The organism is Furfurilactobacillus cerevisiae (assembly GCF_048961765.1).
In the GTDB taxonomy this organism is placed as follows: domain Bacteria; phylum Bacillota; class Bacilli; order Lactobacillales; family Lactobacillaceae; genus Furfurilactobacillus; species Furfurilactobacillus milii_A.
Map to the genome: position 1 here is coordinate 1,627,831 of NZ_CP185253.1, position 15,068 is coordinate 1,642,898.

At 44.2% G+C, this 15,068-nt stretch carries 14 protein-coding genes and 1 pseudogene; 4 read left to right on the top strand and 11 right to left on the bottom strand.

Annotated elements, in window-relative coordinates; all coding sequences use genetic code 11:
* Positions 1 to 44: 44 nt before the first annotated feature.
* Both ABUE36_RS07770 and ABUE36_RS07775 read right to left on the bottom strand, forming a co-directional pair.
* On the bottom strand, positions 45 to 566 hold the full coding sequence (locus tag ABUE36_RS07770) for a DNA-3-methyladenine glycosylase I (protein ID WP_421016513.1): 522 nt from the start codon (positions 564 to 566) through the stop codon (positions 45 to 47).
* Positions 567 to 628: 62 nt separating this feature from the next.
* On the bottom strand, positions 629 to 1,498 hold the full coding sequence (locus ABUE36_RS07775; protein ID WP_421016514.1) for an aldo/keto reductase: 870 nt from the start codon (positions 1,496 to 1,498) through the stop codon (positions 629 to 631).
* A gap of 199 nt (positions 1,499 to 1,697) precedes the next feature.
* On the opposite strand from ABUE36_RS07775, the gene ABUE36_RS07780 reads away from it, so the two are divergent.
* The gene (locus ABUE36_RS07780) at positions 1,698 to 2,378 is read left to right on the top strand and encodes a YoaK family protein (RefSeq protein ID WP_421016515.1); all 681 of its coding nucleotides are present in this window, start codon (positions 1,698 to 1,700) and stop codon (positions 2,376 to 2,378) included.
* Positions 2,379 to 2,470: 92 nt separating this feature from the next.
* On the opposite strand, the gene ABUE36_RS07785 is transcribed toward ABUE36_RS07780, so the two are convergent.
* Both ABUE36_RS07785 and ABUE36_RS07790 read right to left on the bottom strand, forming a co-directional pair.
* A complete protein-coding gene (locus ABUE36_RS07785; RefSeq protein ID WP_421016516.1) occupies positions 2,471 to 3,349 on the bottom strand; it encodes a DegV family protein in 879 nt (292 codons plus the stop codon).
* A gap of 163 nt (positions 3,350 to 3,512) precedes the next feature.
* The gene (locus ABUE36_RS07790) at positions 3,513 to 3,944 is read right to left on the bottom strand and encodes a MarR family winged helix-turn-helix transcriptional regulator (protein WP_161001326.1); all 432 of its coding nucleotides are present in this window, start codon (positions 3,942 to 3,944) and stop codon (positions 3,513 to 3,515) included.
* Between the two features lie 210 nt (positions 3,945 to 4,154).
* Here ABUE36_RS07790 and ABUE36_RS07795 point away from each other — a divergent pair, with 210 nt between their 5' ends.
* Positions 4,155 to 5,861 (top strand): NFACT RNA binding domain-containing protein, encoded by a 1,707-nt coding sequence (locus ABUE36_RS07795; RefSeq protein ID WP_421016517.1) that lies wholly within the window; start codon positions 4,155 to 4,157, stop codon positions 5,859 to 5,861.
* Positions 5,862 to 5,957: 96 nt separating this feature from the next.
* Here the strand turns inward: ABUE36_RS07795 and ABUE36_RS07800 are convergent, their stop codons facing one another.
* The 7 genes and pseudogenes from ABUE36_RS07800 to ABUE36_RS07830 all read right to left on the bottom strand — a co-directional run bounded on the left by ABUE36_RS07800 (position 5,958) and on the right by ABUE36_RS07830 (position 13,946).
* Positions 5,958 to 8,546, bottom strand: a complete 2,589-nt coding sequence (locus tag ABUE36_RS07800) for an ATP-grasp domain-containing protein (protein WP_421016518.1) — start codon at positions 8,544 to 8,546, stop codon at positions 5,958 to 5,960.
* A complete protein-coding gene (locus ABUE36_RS07805) occupies positions 8,546 to 9,625 on the bottom strand; it encodes a carbamoyl phosphate synthase small subunit (protein ID WP_017261839.1) in 1,080 nt (359 codons plus the stop codon). The genes ABUE36_RS07800 and ABUE36_RS07805 overlap by 1 nt, the downstream gene beginning before the upstream one ends.
* A 33-nt stretch (positions 9,626 to 9,658) precedes the next feature.
* Complete coding sequence (pyrR, locus tag ABUE36_RS07810; protein ID WP_017261838.1) at positions 9,659 to 10,195, bottom strand: bifunctional pyr operon transcriptional regulator/uracil phosphoribosyltransferase PyrR; 537 nt, start codon at positions 10,193 to 10,195, stop codon at positions 9,659 to 9,661.
* 15 nt (positions 10,196 to 10,210) lie between these two features.
* Positions 10,211 to 11,137, bottom strand: coding sequence for an RluA family pseudouridine synthase (locus ABUE36_RS07815; RefSeq protein WP_421017477.1), 927 nt, complete (start codon positions 11,135 to 11,137; stop codon positions 10,211 to 10,213).
* 205 nt (positions 11,138 to 11,342) lie between these two features.
* Positions 11,343 to 11,789: pseudogene (gene lspA, locus ABUE36_RS07820) on the bottom strand (signal peptidase II); the annotation flags it as partial.
* Between the two features lie 48 nt (positions 11,790 to 11,837).
* Complete coding sequence (locus tag ABUE36_RS07825; protein ID WP_421016519.1) at positions 11,838 to 13,502, bottom strand: formate--tetrahydrofolate ligase; 1,665 nt, start codon at positions 13,500 to 13,502, stop codon at positions 11,838 to 11,840.
* A gap of 63 nt (positions 13,503 to 13,565) precedes the next feature.
* Positions 13,566 to 13,946: an EbsA family protein gene (locus ABUE36_RS07830; RefSeq protein ID WP_178942553.1), complete on the bottom strand. Its 381-nt coding sequence runs from the start codon at positions 13,944 to 13,946 to the stop codon at positions 13,566 to 13,568.
* A 58-nt stretch (positions 13,947 to 14,004) separates the two neighbouring features.
* On the opposite strand from ABUE36_RS07830, the gene ABUE36_RS07835 reads away from it, so the two are divergent.
* Together ABUE36_RS07835 and ABUE36_RS07840 are read left to right on the top strand one after the other, a co-directional pair.
* Positions 14,005 to 14,412: a ribonuclease HI family protein gene (locus tag ABUE36_RS07835; RefSeq protein ID WP_421016520.1), complete on the top strand. Its 408-nt coding sequence runs from the start codon at positions 14,005 to 14,007 to the stop codon at positions 14,410 to 14,412.
* 325 nt (positions 14,413 to 14,737) lie between these two features.
* A complete protein-coding gene (locus tag ABUE36_RS07840) occupies positions 14,738 to 15,016 on the top strand; it encodes a hypothetical protein (protein WP_421016521.1) in 279 nt (92 codons plus the stop codon).
* Positions 15,017 to 15,068 lie beyond the last annotated feature (52 nt).

A 15,068-nucleotide genomic window follows, 5' to 3' on the forward strand; every position in this document is an offset into this window, starting at 1 on the left:
ATTTCGACTCATAGTCGTCATTATGGGGTGCTATTTGGTATGTTTTAGCTATTATCCCACACCTGATCTTGAATCATGCCACAAGCTTTCATAAACATATAAGTCACGGTTGGACCAACAAACGTAAAGCCGTGTTTCTTCATGTCTTTGGCCACCTTACCAGCAAACGGTGTGCTCGTTTCCACTTCATCGCGTGTTTCGTAACTCTTAGTGTGCGGTACTTCGTCGACAAAATTCCACATGTAATTGGCGAAACTGCCATATTCTTTTTGGACACCGATTATGGCCCGAGCATTTTTAATAACTGCCCGGATTTTTCTGGGATTGCGGATCATATTCGGATCGTTTAAAACGTTGTCAATATTTTCTAAGTCCATGGCAGCAACTTTAGCAATGTCCATTTGATAAAAATTACGCCGATAAGCTGGCAACTTGCTAGCAGCCGCTTGCCAACTTAACCCCACCTGAAAAACACCAACAGTTAATAATTCAAACATCCGTTGATCGTCATGAGTTTCTTTTCCAAAATCGCGATCATATTCGATTACCCCAGCTGATTTAGCCATTCGCAGACTCCTTAATTGCCTGCGTCGTTATTGATCGATGGAGTGACTTAACGCAAGCTGATTTATTTGTGATTCTGATTGTCATAGGTCGTAGAACGCTTTAAGAACGCTTCATCGTTAGGATCTGAGCCCACCCGACCGTTGCGGTCTAACGTCGCAATGGTGCGCATCTCTTCAGGCGTTAACGAAAAATCAAAGATGTCCTCATTTTCCTCGATTCGTTGCTGATGAACGGACTTGGGGATGACCACCTCACCGCGTTGAACGTGCCAGCGGAGAACAATTTGTGCTGCACTCTTATGATGCTTAGCGGCTAAGTCAGCGATCACCGGATCACTGAGTACGTCACTCTTGCCGCCGCCCAATGGACTCCAGGCCTCGTGAACAATATGGTTGATTTCACAGTACTCATGGACTTCATTTTGTTGCAAGTATGGATGTGTTTCAACTTGGTTAATCATCGGTGAAACCGTGGCTGAAGCCATCAAATGTTCAATGTGCCGTGGCTCAAAGTTGGAAACACCGATCGCCCGAATTTTACCGGCATGATAAAGGTCTTCCATTGCCCGCCAATTTTCTTCATAGCCGGCAGCCGGCCAGTGAATCAGATACAAATCCAAATAGTCAAAGCCTAATAGGCTTAGTGACCGGTTAAATTGATCAATTGTTTCCTGATAGCCGCGGATATTATTCCAAACTTTGGATGTGACAAATAAGTCTTGTCGTGGCACACCGCTTTGACGAACACCATCGCCGACAGCAGCCTCGTTTCCGTAAAAACTAGCCGTATCAATATGACGGTATCCCGCTTTCACTGCGTCAACAACACTGTCAACGACGACTTGCGGATCATTGACACGAAAGACACCTAATCCAATTTGAGGGATTTCGACGCCATTACTCAAGGTGATGTTAGGAATGTTTGAACTCATGTTTGTCATCCTTTCTCAAATAAACTTACTCGTCCATTATCTCGTGAATGCCGCCATGTTTCAAATCCATTCATCATTCGTTTAAGAAAAAGAATGCGCAGTTACAGTCGTACCAGCACGCAGTAAATAATTGTCGTAAAATTAAAGATAGTATGTAAATCTGATGAAATGCAATCAACTATGAAAGTTGGTGATTATTATGCAAAGCGCTACGGTAATTAGCGATCACACATTTGTCATGAAAGTCAGAACGGCGATTCTGCTTGCCTTTATTGGTGGGATGGTCGATGCCGATTCTTTTTGGTTTCACGGCGGTGTTTTTGCAAGTCTGCAGTCTGGTAACCTGGTTCTTCTTGGGATTAACATTGCTCGCGGACACTGGACTGCTGTTTGGCAACGGTTGGTTCCATTGATGATTTTCTTTTTGGCTGTTGGTGTTACCCGGATCGTTCAGCAAACTATTTCTGTTCGGTCACTTCGCCAATGGATACGGATAACTATTGCTGTCGAATCGCTGTTAATTATCCTATCGGCTACGCTTAACTTCCTACCTAATATCGTCATTACGTCGGGACTCTCGGCCTTATCTGGGATTCAACTACAATCCTTTCGCAATATTGACGGTGTGACATTTAATTCGACGATGATGACGGGTAATATTCGCGCTTGTGCGGCCTTTTTGTTTGGTGGCCTGTGGCAACATGATTGGGTAATGGTTAATCAAGGGCTAAAATTGCTCGGCATTTTCTCCGGCTTTTGTATTGGCGCTGTGACCCTTGTTTTTCTAAGTGACCAATTCGGGCAGTTTTCATTGTTGCTAGCGGTAATCATTCTGATCATTATTTTAGTGGACCTATTGTCCACACATCTCACTGATTAAACTGCAAAATAAAAAGCCATTTTCATGTTTGCACTGTCATCAGACAGTACCGTTGTGAAAATGGCTTTTTAAATTAACAATCAAAATTTTAGTTAATCTTTATAAGCGCGTTTGTAATCAATGACCCAAGCTAGGGCAAGCGCTTTTTCACCTAAATGAGCACCGATAACTGGCCCAAAATAACTTAGCTCAAACGGCATTTCAGGAAATTGCTTGGCTAGTTTGTCCCGCCATGTTTGTGCGGCAACTGGATCATTGCCATGGATGACGATGCCTCGTAGCGGATAGTCAACCTTTGCCTGTGCTTCAGTAAACAATGTTTCCACTCTCGCCAGCGCCTTTTTAGTGGAACGCACTTTTTCGAAAGCGACAATTTCATGTGTGTCGTCATCAAATGTCAGTAGTGGTTTGATTTTTAACACAGACCCAATGAAAGCTGAGGCGTTGGACAACCTGCCGCCACGTACCAAGTTCTGTAAATCGTCAACGACAAAGTATTCGCCCATCGTGGCGCGCATTTCTTCCAGCCGAGCAATAATTTCATCAGCATCAGCACCATTCTTAACCATGTGCGCAGCTTCTAAAACTAAATAGCCCATCAGTCTAACGGTGATTTGTGAGTCAAACGGAATTACTTTGATTCGATCACTAACTTCGGCAGCCACACCTTGCAATGAATTGACAAAGCCAGAGATGGTAGATGCTAAGTGAATGCTAATGACGGTATCATAACCCTCATCAGCCAAATGGTTATATAATTCAATCATCTCACCTAATGGTGGTTGCGACGTACTGGGAAACGATTTTGATTCACGCAGTAACTGGTAGAATCCTTCCGTACTAATGTCGACACCCTCGTCAAAGGTCTTGCCGTCCACAACAAACGGAATCGGAACTACGTGGATATCATTTTCATCAACTTCAGTTTGCGACAGGTAACAGGTACTGTCTGTAACCACGGCAATCTTCATAAGCTCTCGTTAGCCTTCTTTTTTCCAAAATGTATTTTTCAATTCTAACACACATCAAAAAAAGCGACTACCACTCATCGACAAAATGACGGTATCGCTTCTATATAAACATAAATAATAGTGCCGCAATAATAAAGGTCTCTTTTTAAACAGTAACTAAACGTTAGTTAACGCCGTTTTTATTTGTTCGGGATAAGCTCGTTTCTAACCGATTTAACAAAATCTGTAGCAAGTTCTTTTCTTCATCTGTCCACTTGTCAAATACCGTAGCTGTGAGTTGTTCGTACCCTTGGTTGATATCAGTCAATGCCTGTTGGCCCTGTTCCGTGACGTGATAAATAAGTTGCCGGTGGTCACGGCCAGTTGCTTCTTTGTCGATCATGGCCTTAGTACCGAGACTCTTGAGCTGACGACTCAATGTAGATGTGTCAAGCGTAGTGGCAGCTGACAACTGCTCTTGCGTTGTGTGACCGTCTGCCAAATTCATCAACAATTGCCATTCTGCGATGGTTAACTGATATTGTTTAGTTAATGCTAATAATTGTGCTCGATGAATTTTTTCACTATCTCGTAAGGCTTCTAAACTCTGTTTCATATGTATGTACCTGCATTCGTTAATATTTTCTTAACCTGTATTGTATTGTACAATATTAAACTTGCGCTTTACAAGTACCATTATTCAATTCTTTATTTTGCCTTGTAAATTAGAGACGTCTATAATGATAAAGACTGTTCTGTAGTTTGCTTGATCAAAAGCAGACTAACATTAATCATACAATCAATCTTATTAAGGAGGTGCTTTGAAATGTCCTTTGATGGCGCTTTTACGCATGCAATGGTTACCGAGTTGCAACAGACCTTAACTGGTGGTCGAGTTGCTAAAATATCGCAACCCTATCCTAACGAAGTTGTTTTGACCATTCGCAACAATAGTCAAAACTATCCTTTGCTACTGTCAGCTCATCCAACCTATGCTCGTTTGCAAATCACCCGCATTCCGTACGCCAACCCTGCAACGCCAAGTAACTTCACCATGATGTTACGGAAATACTTGGATGGCTCAATTCTCAATAGTTTGGAACAAGTTGAAAATGACCGAATCGTCCGTTTGGCATTTAACACCCGCAACGAATTAGGTGACCAGGAGACAATTGCCCTCACCATTGAAATGATGGGCCGGCACAGTAACGTTTTTCTAATTGAACAAAGTGATAACCGCATTCTTGATCTTATTAAGCACGTTAATCCTGACCAAAACCGGGTTCGCTCATTGCTACCTGGCGCTACCTACATTGCGCCGCCAAAACAAGACGACGTCAATCCGTTTACGACTAGCGCCAACGTTAACGATCTAGTTCGTGATTATCCTAATGAAGACGTTTTGGCTAAGCAGCTGCAGCAAACTTTTCAAGGATTGGCCCGCGATACAGCATTAGGGTTAGCAGGTGCATTACATGCCACTAACGGTAGTGTAGAAGAACGTTTCGCCCATTTCTTTGCGCAGTTCAATCAACCGGTCCCGACATTAAATCGGCTAAAAAATGGTAAAACAAGTTTTAGTGCGTTTGCGATGCCAACACCCAACCTTGACGATACACAAACATTTGCGACCCTCAGCGAGCTGTTAGACTTTTTCTATCAGGATCGGGCCGAACGTGAACGTGTTAATGAGCAGGCTGGTAACCTGATTCACATTGTTCGTAACGAACTTAAGAAAAACCGTAGCAAGTTGAAAAAATTGCAGCAAACCATGGCTGAAACAAATCAGGCCGATAGTTTTCGAATCAAGGGTGAATTGCTGACGACTTACCTCAATCAGGTTAAACGTGGGATGACTGAAATCACCTTACCTAATTTTTACGATGATGAAAAACTATTAAAGATTAGTCTGTCAAATCAGATTGGACCATCTCAAAACGCACAAAAATATTTCAATCGTTACCAAAAGTTGAAAAACGCGGTTGCTTATGTAACGGAACAAATTCGCCTCACCCAAACCGAAATTGACTACTTGAGTAACATCCAGGCTCAAATTGAGCTTGCCAGTCCGAAAGATATCAATGAAATTCGTTTGGAATTACAGCAACAAGGTTATATTCGAGTTCATCGGAAACGTGGTAGCAAGAAACCACGTTTACAGATTAGCCAGCCAGAAAAGTTCCATGCTAGTGATGGGACGCTGATTTCTGTTGGCAAAAATAATCTTCAAAATGATAAACTTACCCTTCACACGGCTAAAAAGACGGACATTTGGTTACATGTGAAAAACATGCCCGGCTCGCACGTTATTATCCACAATGCTGATCCGTCGGACGAGACGATCGATGAAGCAGCCAATTTAGCTGCTTACTTCTCTAAAGCCCGTGATTCTGCCAGTGTGCCGGTTGACTATGTTCAAGTCAAGCGCGTCCACAAGCCCAATGGTGCTAAACCTGGTTTCGTCATTTATGAAGGTCAACAAACGGCCTATGCTACACCAGATGCTGAGTTAGTTAAAAAACTACGTAGCTGAGCTAACAACGCTACACGTATGGCAAGATAAAAGAGGATTCGCACAATTCTGCGCGAATCCTCTTTTATTGTCCTATCATGCATCAATTAGCGACCGTTAATTAATGATTCTAAACTCGTACGGAAACTTCACATTAATCTTGGCACCTAATTTGAACTGGGCGCCGGCCAACGGTAAATTGGCACGCCAACGCGTATCAAGATTAACAGGAATATCGACCATTTCGACATCCCCACGCGTGGCAGTGATAAACGGTCCCTGGCTGAAATCACGCCGATCAGCGGCTGTTGTTTTGTCCAACAAGGCGCGCACCTGCATGCGAATCCAGTTAATCCCCGTGCCCTTGTTCAGCAAGCCAAACTCTGAGAATGGTAAGGCAGTGGTGACCATTCTTGAATGACCACTGAACGCAGAGAACAAGGTATTATAAAAACCGCTTTGTCGCATGGAACCAGGTTCCGCATCAATCCCTGGCACACCTTGATTGTCAACAACCAGTCGATGCGTTGGTGCGTGATAAGCCGTTTGGGCAATTTCAACTGGGTCAGCGACGCCAATTTTATTAGTATGGTAAACAACTCTGGTTAAGAATTGGTCGCCATCTTGAGCTGCCTTGCTGGCCTTGTCTTTGTTAATAACAATGACGTTAATGTGACGCAATCGCAATGCACCAATTAGCTTCAGTCGATTGCCAGGCACAAACACCCAGCGTGGATGTTCCAAGTCAATAATGCCTAAAATATCCGAAATTTCCTGAGGTTCCAAGTACTGTTTATCGGTCAACTGTGGAATTAAGCTGATTGCGTTGGGATTATTATTGACGACTACCGTTTTGATGCCTTGTTGATGCAACTCACTAATCACGGTACTCATCACGTATTCTCCAGCAGCCCCGTCACCGAGCCGAAAGGCACCAGTTGTGACCACCAGCGCCGTATTATCAGCCAATGGACGACTTTCATTTTCCAGTTCGTAGGTTGAATAAAAGGTTGGCACAACCTCTGAAAACTCACCGGCAGTCGGTTCAACGGTTTTATAAGTTGGGATGATACCAGCAGTGTGTGCCTGATTCATAACGGCATCGGCATTTGTCTGCCATAGCTGAGCAATCAGCCCATCGCTAAAGCCATAATACTTTGCCCGTTGCAACCATTCTTCAGAGCCTGAATGAGCCGCAATATCAACTTCTAGATTGTAAATATTACGTAATTTGTGAAAATAGAATTCATCAATCTGCGTCAGTTCGGCTAATTCATCAGATTGATAGCCGCGGCGAATTGCCTCTAGCAATAGCATCACGCGGTTATCATGAGGGTGAATTAATTGCTGAATCAGATCGTTGTCTGATAATTTTGATAATGCATCAAAAGCGAAATCCCGATTGTGATAGTGAGCCGCCCGCATCGCCTTTAACATGGCTTCTTCCAGTGAACGGCCAATGCCAAGCGTGGCACCCACCGATTTCTGAACAGTTGTGAGCTGACGATCCACCTTCACTCCACGTCGTTCTGCCTCATCAAAAGCAAAGATTGGAAAACGGACAACAACGTGGTCTAATACGGGTTCAATTAACGCCGTCCGTTTCGCAAAACGACTCGACAACCGAACCTCAGGCAAAGAGATGCCCGTCATGACATTAGCTGCTACCAGTGCAATCGGATAGCCACTAGCACGCGACAGCATGGCTGAAACGCGATCATAATAAGGATTTACTTTCATAATAAAGTAATTGTCCAGCACCGGATCTAACGCAAACTGAACGTGCATTACACCGACGATATGCAGTCGCCGAGCTACGTGGAACGCTGCCTGACGCAGCTTTTGATACTCACGATCCGTTAAAGTTTGAATTGGGGTCACTTCAATGGAATCGGCCGCATGAATACCGACCGGATCCATATCTTCCATTGCACCCAGTAAAAGCTCAGTTCCGCGTGCATCACGAAGGACCTCAAAGGACACTTCTTTCAGACCGACGATACTCTGATCCACAATCACTTGACGTGTGCGTGAACGCTCAAAAGCAGCTGATAGTGCAACATCCAATTGGTCCGCATTTTCGGCCAGTACCCGATCACCTTCACCACGCGGCGCCACCGACTTAACAATCACCGGAAACCCAACCTGACGAGCAATATCAAACGCATCGGATGTTGTGCTAGCCACCTGCGACGTAATCACGGGTTCACCTAAATCACGAAGCGTTTGATTCATTAACGCAGGATTATTGATTAACCGAACTGTCGTTAATGGCATCCCCAAAACATTAATGTGCTTATCATCCAAATAATCGTGAGCAATCAGTTCCTCAACAGTTCTCATGGCAGTAAGTCCGCCAACTGTTGGCACAATGCTGGTAATATGTTCACTTTCAATTACTTGGCGCACCGTGGCAACATCAGATGGATCTCCCATAATCACTGTCGCCCCGCATGCATTTTCCATTGAAAACGAAAACGGATTGTTGTTTAAATAAACCGTATCGTAGTTATGTTTATGAAGTACACTCAACGTTTGATACGTCGCAGCATCTAACTCCGTTTCGTGACCAAAATCGTTCGGACCGTCACCAATCACTAACAGGCGCTGGTGAACAGATGCCGTTTTTTCTGCTGAGTGCTCAGCTTGATTAAATGCCGCAAGCTGTGCAGTCGTTTGTGCACCCTGACTTGTTTCTTCTGCCATTAATGCTGTTCACCTCTAATTCCTGTGAGCTCAATGAAGTCGTCAAATACTTGGGTTGCTTCCCACGGACCCGGCGCAGCATCCGGAAAGAATTGAACCGAAAATGCTGGATAATCACGGTGGCGTAATCCTTGGATTGAACCATCGATCAAGTCAATATGCGTAATCAAAAGCTGATCACGGTTGATACTGTCACGGTCAACACCGTATTCTTCGGCCTGTGCCGCATACATAATCTGATTCGTAATGATTTCACGGATGGGATGATTCATTCCCTGATGAGCAACTGGCAGGCGTTGAATCGTTGCACCATTAGCTAGCGCAAATAGTTCGTGACCTAACCCGATTCCTAATAAAGGTACACGCGTTTCCAGCGTTTTAATGGTCGTTAAGATGTCCTTACCTAGATCACGCGGATCCCCAGGTCCACTCGACAGGATAATGCCATCTGGATCGAGGTTAAGAATATCATCAGCGGTCGTCGTATATGGCACCACAGTCACATTTGCATCGCGAACCGCTAGTTCCCGTAAAATGCCGCTTTTTAGACCAAAATCCATGACCACAATGTTATGACCCATGCCGGGGTTGGCATATGGACGTGGTGTGGCCACCTGTGAAACTTGCTGATTTGTCAGCACAATGGCATTAAGTTGGTCAAACGCGTGCTCATCGGCAACATCCACAATGCTGGCGTTAAGACCATTATGGGTTCTCAGCTTACGGACTAATTGCCGTGTGTCAATGCCTGAAATACCCGGAATGTTGTGGACACGTAGAAATTGATCCAAACTTAAAGATCGTTGGCGATTGGTGGACACTTCTGCCACTTCGCGCACCACGACCCCTTTAGCAGTTGGCAGAATTGATTCATAACTTTCATGATTAACGCCCACAGCGCCAATGGTTGGTGTGGTAAAGACAATTATTTGATTGTGGTAAATCGGATCAGTAATGATCTCTTGATACCCGGTGACACTCGTATTAAAAACGATGGTGCCGCTTGTAGTTGCCGGCGATCCAAACGCTTGACCTTTATAGGCCGTGCCATCTGAAAGAATTAAATAGCGTTCTGTCATCTGCACGTTCCTTTCTATCTGGTACCTTGTCTGTTAATCTTTGCCGGTGATGATTTCAACGCTGTCCTTACCATCAACTTCGTTCACTGAGACTTGGATTCGTTCATTTTGAGCCGTTGGAATATTCTTACCAACAAAGTCAGCCCGAATTGGCAATTCGCGATGACCACGATCAACCAACACCGCTAAGTTAATACTGTTGGGCCGGCCTAAATCCATAATGGCATCCATGGCGGCACGAATGGTCCGACCAGTAAACAAAACATCATCGACCAAGACCACTTTTTTATCCGTTACAGACGTATTGAGATTACTGATAGCAGCCTTAGTTGTTGGTTCTGAATTCGCAATATCGTCACGATACCCGCTAACATCCAGTTGGCCAACAGGAACAACAGTATCTTCCAGCTGATGTAAACGTGATGCGATTCTATCAGCTAAATAGACCCCGCGTGTTTTAACACCGATCAAAACTAAATTTCCAATCCCACGATTACGTTCAATAATTTCGTAGGTGATTCGAGTTAACGCCCGTTGCATCGCCATTGCATCGACAACTTCTTTTGCCATTTTGAGTTACCCCTTTTATTTATTTTCTTGTTCGTCCAGCTGTTTCAACATCGTGTTAAACCATGCTGGTAACGGAATTTCAAACCGCATTGTTTTACCAGTACGGGGATGAACGAACCCCAAAGTTTGTGCTGTTAAGTACTGGCCATTACCTGGCAGTGTCTTTTTAGGTCCGTATAACGGATCACCAGCCAGTGGATGCCCAATATAGGCCATGTGGACACGAATCTGATGCGTCCGGCCGGTTTCTAATCGGCAACTAATCAGCGTGTACTGTTGATATCGTTTGATTACATGAAAATGTGTCACGGCATGACGGCCATCTTTAACGATCGCCATTTTTTTGCGGTCCTTCGGAGAACGGCCAATCGGTGCGTCAACGGTACCATCATCTTCGCTAATGACGCCATGGACGAGTGCAATGTACTGGCGCTCGTTTGTTTTAGCCTTGAGTTGTGCAGACAGGCTCTGATGAGCCAAATCATTCTTGGCAACCATTAATAAGCCAGACGTATCCTTGTCAATTCGGTGGACAATTCCTGGGCGCAAACTGCCATTGATCGTTGACAACGGACTATGCGCTAATAACGCATTGACCAATGTATGATCCGGGTGCCCGGGTGCAGGATGAACCACCATTCCTTGCGGTTTATTAACGACAATAACATCGTCATCTTCGTACACAATATCTAATGGAATATCTTCAGGGACCAAGGCAATGGGCGTCGGCGTTTTGGGTACAAACGTTACTTTGTCACCAGCGGCCAGTTCATCACGTTTTTTAACGTCTTGACCATTAACGGTTACCCGGTGATCAACGATGGCACTTTGCGCCTGGGATCGTGTGATGCCAGCTAACTGACTTAAAACCTTGTCCAAACGACCGATTTGTGTCGTGATGATAAAGGTTTGCGCGGATGGTGTGGTAGCTTGAGCTGTCATGCTGTCATATTCTTGGCGATGTGTTTTCTCATCAGGTTGCACATCAGTTGCTGATGTACTGGTTGTTTCGTTTCTATTCATAGTTGTGTCAATTAATCCTTAATTATTTTGCTGCGTGTCGGGGACCACTGTGTTTAATTGGTCGATTATCTTTTTTAGGGGTCTTAGCCTTCTGTTTGGAACTTGCTTGACTGTGTCCTGTTGTATTGTCATCACGGTCAAAAATCACCGCAACAATCAACAAAATCACGCCAGCCGTGAGACACCAGTCTGCAAAATTACTGATTGGAAAACTCTTCATGAAGTCCAGTTGAAACATGTCAACGACATAGCCCAAACGAATACGATCAATAAAGTTTCCCAGCGTTCCAGCCATCATAAAACTGATGCCCCACATGTATAATCGCTGGGCGCGTAACCGCCACATCGCATAAGCCAAGACGATAACCGCCACAATTGTAATCACAATAAAAATGTCAATGCGACCCGTCAAAATCGACCATGCGGCGCCATCATTTCTTAGGCTCGTTAATGATAACAGTCCGGGGATAAACGTATGCGTACTGCCTAACGCTAGATTATTCGCAATATAGTACTTGATACCTTGGTCAGCACCCACCAGCACAGCAATAAAAATCCAGTAATATATCATTGGCGTAACGTGGCTCGTGGCCACAACTCCTTTTCATCAAGCTAATTATTAGAAAATTCCTGAAATCTTGCCATCATCTGTAATTGCCATGTCTAAAGCGGCAGGATGTTTCGGCAGACCAGGCATCGTTAAAATGGAACCAGTTAAGGCCACCATGAACCCGGCACCTAAACGAGGTTCAAATGCCCGAATGTGAATGTCAAAGTCCTTCGGGGCACCAAGCTGTTTTGGCCGATCTGTTAGTGAATACTGCGTTTTTGCCATGCAAACAGGTAGCTTATCCCAGCCACGTTTTGCATACCGGCGTAATTGTGCCTTGGCATGCGGTTCCAAGACAACGCCACGGCCGCCATAAATGGTTGTCACAATTTCAGTTGCTTTAGTCACAATATCATCGTCAGCATCGTATAATGGCTTGAAGTCAGTCGGTTGTTGAGCGGCACGAACAACGGCGTGAGCTAACTCAGTTGTTCCATCACCGCCATGTGCCCATTCATCAGCTTCCACAGCTTCTACATTGAACTGTTGACAGTAATCCTGGATCAACTTAATTTCTTCTGAGGTGTCTGATGTAAATGCATTAATAGCAACGACAACTGGAATTTGATAACGTTGCATACTTTCAATGTGTTTACCAAGATTGGCAAGCCCTTTTTGTAATGCATCAAGGTTTGGTGTTGTTAAATCAGCAAGTGCTTGACCGCCATGCAACTTGAGTGCACGAACAGTGGCAACCAAAACAACTGCATCCGGTGTTTTGCCTAGGACTGGTACTTTGATATCAAGAAACTTTTCGGCACCCAAATCAGCTCCAAAACCAGCCTCTGTAACGGCATATTCACCTAATTGTAGGGCTGTTCGCGTTGCCAACACACTGTTACAACCATGAGCAATATTTGCAAATGGGCCGCCGTGGATGATGGCTGGTGTGCCTTCCAAAGTTTGAACAAGATTTGGTTTGATTGCTTCCTTGAGGAGCAAGGCAATGGCACCGCCGACCTGTAGATCAGCGACGGTAACTGGTTGCCGATCGTAATTTTCAGCGACAACGATGCGGTTGATCCGTGCTTTTAAGTCGTGCAGATCAGTTGCCAAACATAAAATGGCCATTAACTCGCTGGCAACAGTAATATCAAAATGATCTTCCCGAGGCATACCAGAGGTTGGACCGCCCATGCCGATAACCGTATTTCTAAGCGCACGATCGTTAATGTCCAAGACACGGTGAAAACTGATCCGCCGAGGGTCAATATGCAGCTCGTTGCCTTGTTGAATGTGATTGTCAATTAACGCTGCCAATGTGTTATTGGCAGTGGTTAAGGCATGAAAATCACCATTAAAATGCAAATTAATGTCTTCCATTGGTGCAACTTGTGCATAACCACCACCAGTGGCACCGCCTTTCATTCCCATCACGGGACCTAAGGAAGGTTCACGTAGAGCCAAAACGGCCCGTTTACCAATCTTGCGTAAACCATCGCCAAGGCCAATCGTAACTGTCGTTTTACCCTCACCAGCCGGGGTTGGATTAATTGATGTAACCAACACCAATTTGCCAGATTGACGCTTGCCAGTTAATGGCAAATCAATTTTGCCTTTGTAACGGCCATATGGTTCAATTTCATCCTCTGTTAAACCTGCCGTCTCGGCAATTTCACTAATTTTACGTAATTTAGTTTGTTGTGCAATCTCAATATCTTTTGGTTGTGTCATGAACAACTTCCTCTCCTCAGACCGTTTAGGGTGTCTGTTATAATAAATCTTATTAGGGTTGGTCTAGTCAGCACTAACAATGGTTTTAATCTTCGCCAATGCGTGTTTGGTTACGCGGAATCGATAATGTTTGCCACCCAGAGAAAAACTCATGGTGCGCCCACTAAGTGACAATTGTTCCAATTGATGAACATTGACAGTTAGTGCTCTGGGCGCCAGCATCCGGCGAACAATTAGGTTTTGACCGGTAAAGACCAGTTGACGCCCTAAAAGTTCCCAAGCCAGCAATAAAACAAATAAACAAGCGATGATAATCGCCGGCCAGTTAAACCGCGCCATTTCATACTGAAAAATTACGCCACCGCAAAAGAATATGGCAACCCATGACCAAATAATAACCGCAGTTAAACCGCTTGGCCGATAAAAAAAACGTTGTGTGTGCATCGACGTACGAAACCCCTTTCTTTCAAACACTTCTATTTTACCAAATTTAAGGACTAAGATGATGATCAAACTTTATACAGATGCGGCGAGCGTCGCAACTCATCCAAAAACAGCTCAAATTCCCAGCGGTGCGGGCATTCTTCTCGTTCAGAATGGTCACCAGTATCCCTTCAAACAAACAATCAGTGCTCTTGATAATCATGCCGCTGAATTTCAGGCTGCTATCATTGGCTTCAAGAAGGCTCAAAAATTGAGTGAGCCGGAAGAAACGGTGATGTTTTTTACGGATAGTCGTCTGGTAGCAGATGCTGTCGGTAAAGGCGTTATGAAACATTACCCAGACCTTACGCAAAAGTTACTGGCCCTCCAAGATTCGTTTTCATTAGTCATCACACAGTGGATTCCCGATCGTCAGAACATGGGTGCTCACAGGCTTGCATTACAAGCACTACACCAAACGCGTTAAGCGTAGCATATCGACAGATTACCAGGGCCATTTGAGGACAATATTTAACGGATTTCAATATTTCGTCCAGTTTCTGTTATTCGTTTAATAACAAACGGACGCACGCAATACAGTTCTCACCTTCTGACTGGCATTGGTTAACGCTTAACCCTGTTTGCGCGTGTTAATTACGATTGTTTGAAATTATAAGCTTTCGAGTATACATTAATAACAATCACATGAATGACTTGTTGCTCGTAGACATTCAATTGCGATACCTTGGCCAACTTTTTGTACAACATTCGTTTGCCACTCAGCTAATTAAGCTTTTTTTGGGGGTGTTGCTATGTTAAACGCAACGAAGTTTGAAGCAACTAAGTACTATCCGTCTAATCCACTGAAAAGACTCAGTTTCATCGCCAAATCAGTGTTGCTTGTAACCTCAATTTTTGTTTATAACGAAACTGGATTAGGACTGCTGGCCATTGCTAGAATGGTATTTTTAAACGCTCATTTCATGACATTTGAGGACACTGCCGACAGAAACCCGCTGAATCTTGTCGATTTAGTTGTATCGGTTTTGCTTATTATTCTCACAACCATTTTAATGATTATTCGATCTTGATTATGCTAGGGTTTGACTAGTTGAACTCAACGCAAAATATGCGAAAAAACCG

Coding starts and splice junctions, on each gene's coding strand:
- ABUE36_RS07770 (WP_421016513.1), bottom strand. CDS start 566: ATGGCTAAATCAGCTGGGGTAATCGAATATGATCGCGATTTTGGAAAA.
- ABUE36_RS07775 (WP_421016514.1), bottom strand. CDS start 1,498: ATGAGTTCAAACATTCCTAACATCACCTTGAGTAATGGCGTCGAAATC.
- ABUE36_RS07780 (WP_421016515.1), top strand. CDS start 1,698: ATGCAAAGCGCTACGGTAATTAGCGATCACACATTTGTCATGAAAGTC.
- ABUE36_RS07785 (WP_421016516.1), bottom strand. CDS start 3,349: ATGAAGATTGCCGTGGTTACAGACAGTACCTGTTACCTGTCGCAAACT.
- ABUE36_RS07790 (WP_161001326.1), bottom strand. CDS start 3,944: ATGAAACAGAGTTTAGAAGCCTTACGAGATAGTGAAAAAATTCATCGA.
- ABUE36_RS07795 (WP_421016517.1), top strand. CDS start 4,155: ATGTCCTTTGATGGCGCTTTTACGCATGCAATGGTTACCGAGTTGCAA.
- ABUE36_RS07800 (WP_421016518.1), bottom strand. CDS start 8,546: ATGGCAGAAGAAACAAGTCAGGGTGCACAAACGACTGCACAGCTTGCG.
- ABUE36_RS07805 (WP_017261839.1), bottom strand. CDS start 9,625: ATGACAGAACGCTATTTAATTCTTTCAGATGGCACGGCCTATAAAGGT.
- pyrR (WP_017261838.1), bottom strand. CDS start 10,195: ATGGCAAAAGAAGTTGTCGATGCAATGGCGATGCAACGGGCGTTAACT.
- ABUE36_RS07815 (WP_421017477.1), bottom strand. CDS start 11,137: ATGACAGCTCAAGCTACCACACCATCCGCGCAAACCTTTATCATCACG.
- ABUE36_RS07825 (WP_421016519.1), bottom strand. CDS start 13,502: ATGACACAACCAAAAGATATTGAGATTGCACAACAAACTAAATTACGT.
- ABUE36_RS07830 (WP_178942553.1), bottom strand. CDS start 13,946: ATGCACACACAACGTTTTTTTTATCGGCCAAGCGGTTTAACTGCGGTT.
- ABUE36_RS07835 (WP_421016520.1), top strand. CDS start 14,005: ATGATGATCAAACTTTATACAGATGCGGCGAGCGTCGCAACTCATCCA.
- ABUE36_RS07840 (WP_421016521.1), top strand. CDS start 14,738: ATGTTAAACGCAACGAAGTTTGAAGCAACTAAGTACTATCCGTCTAAT.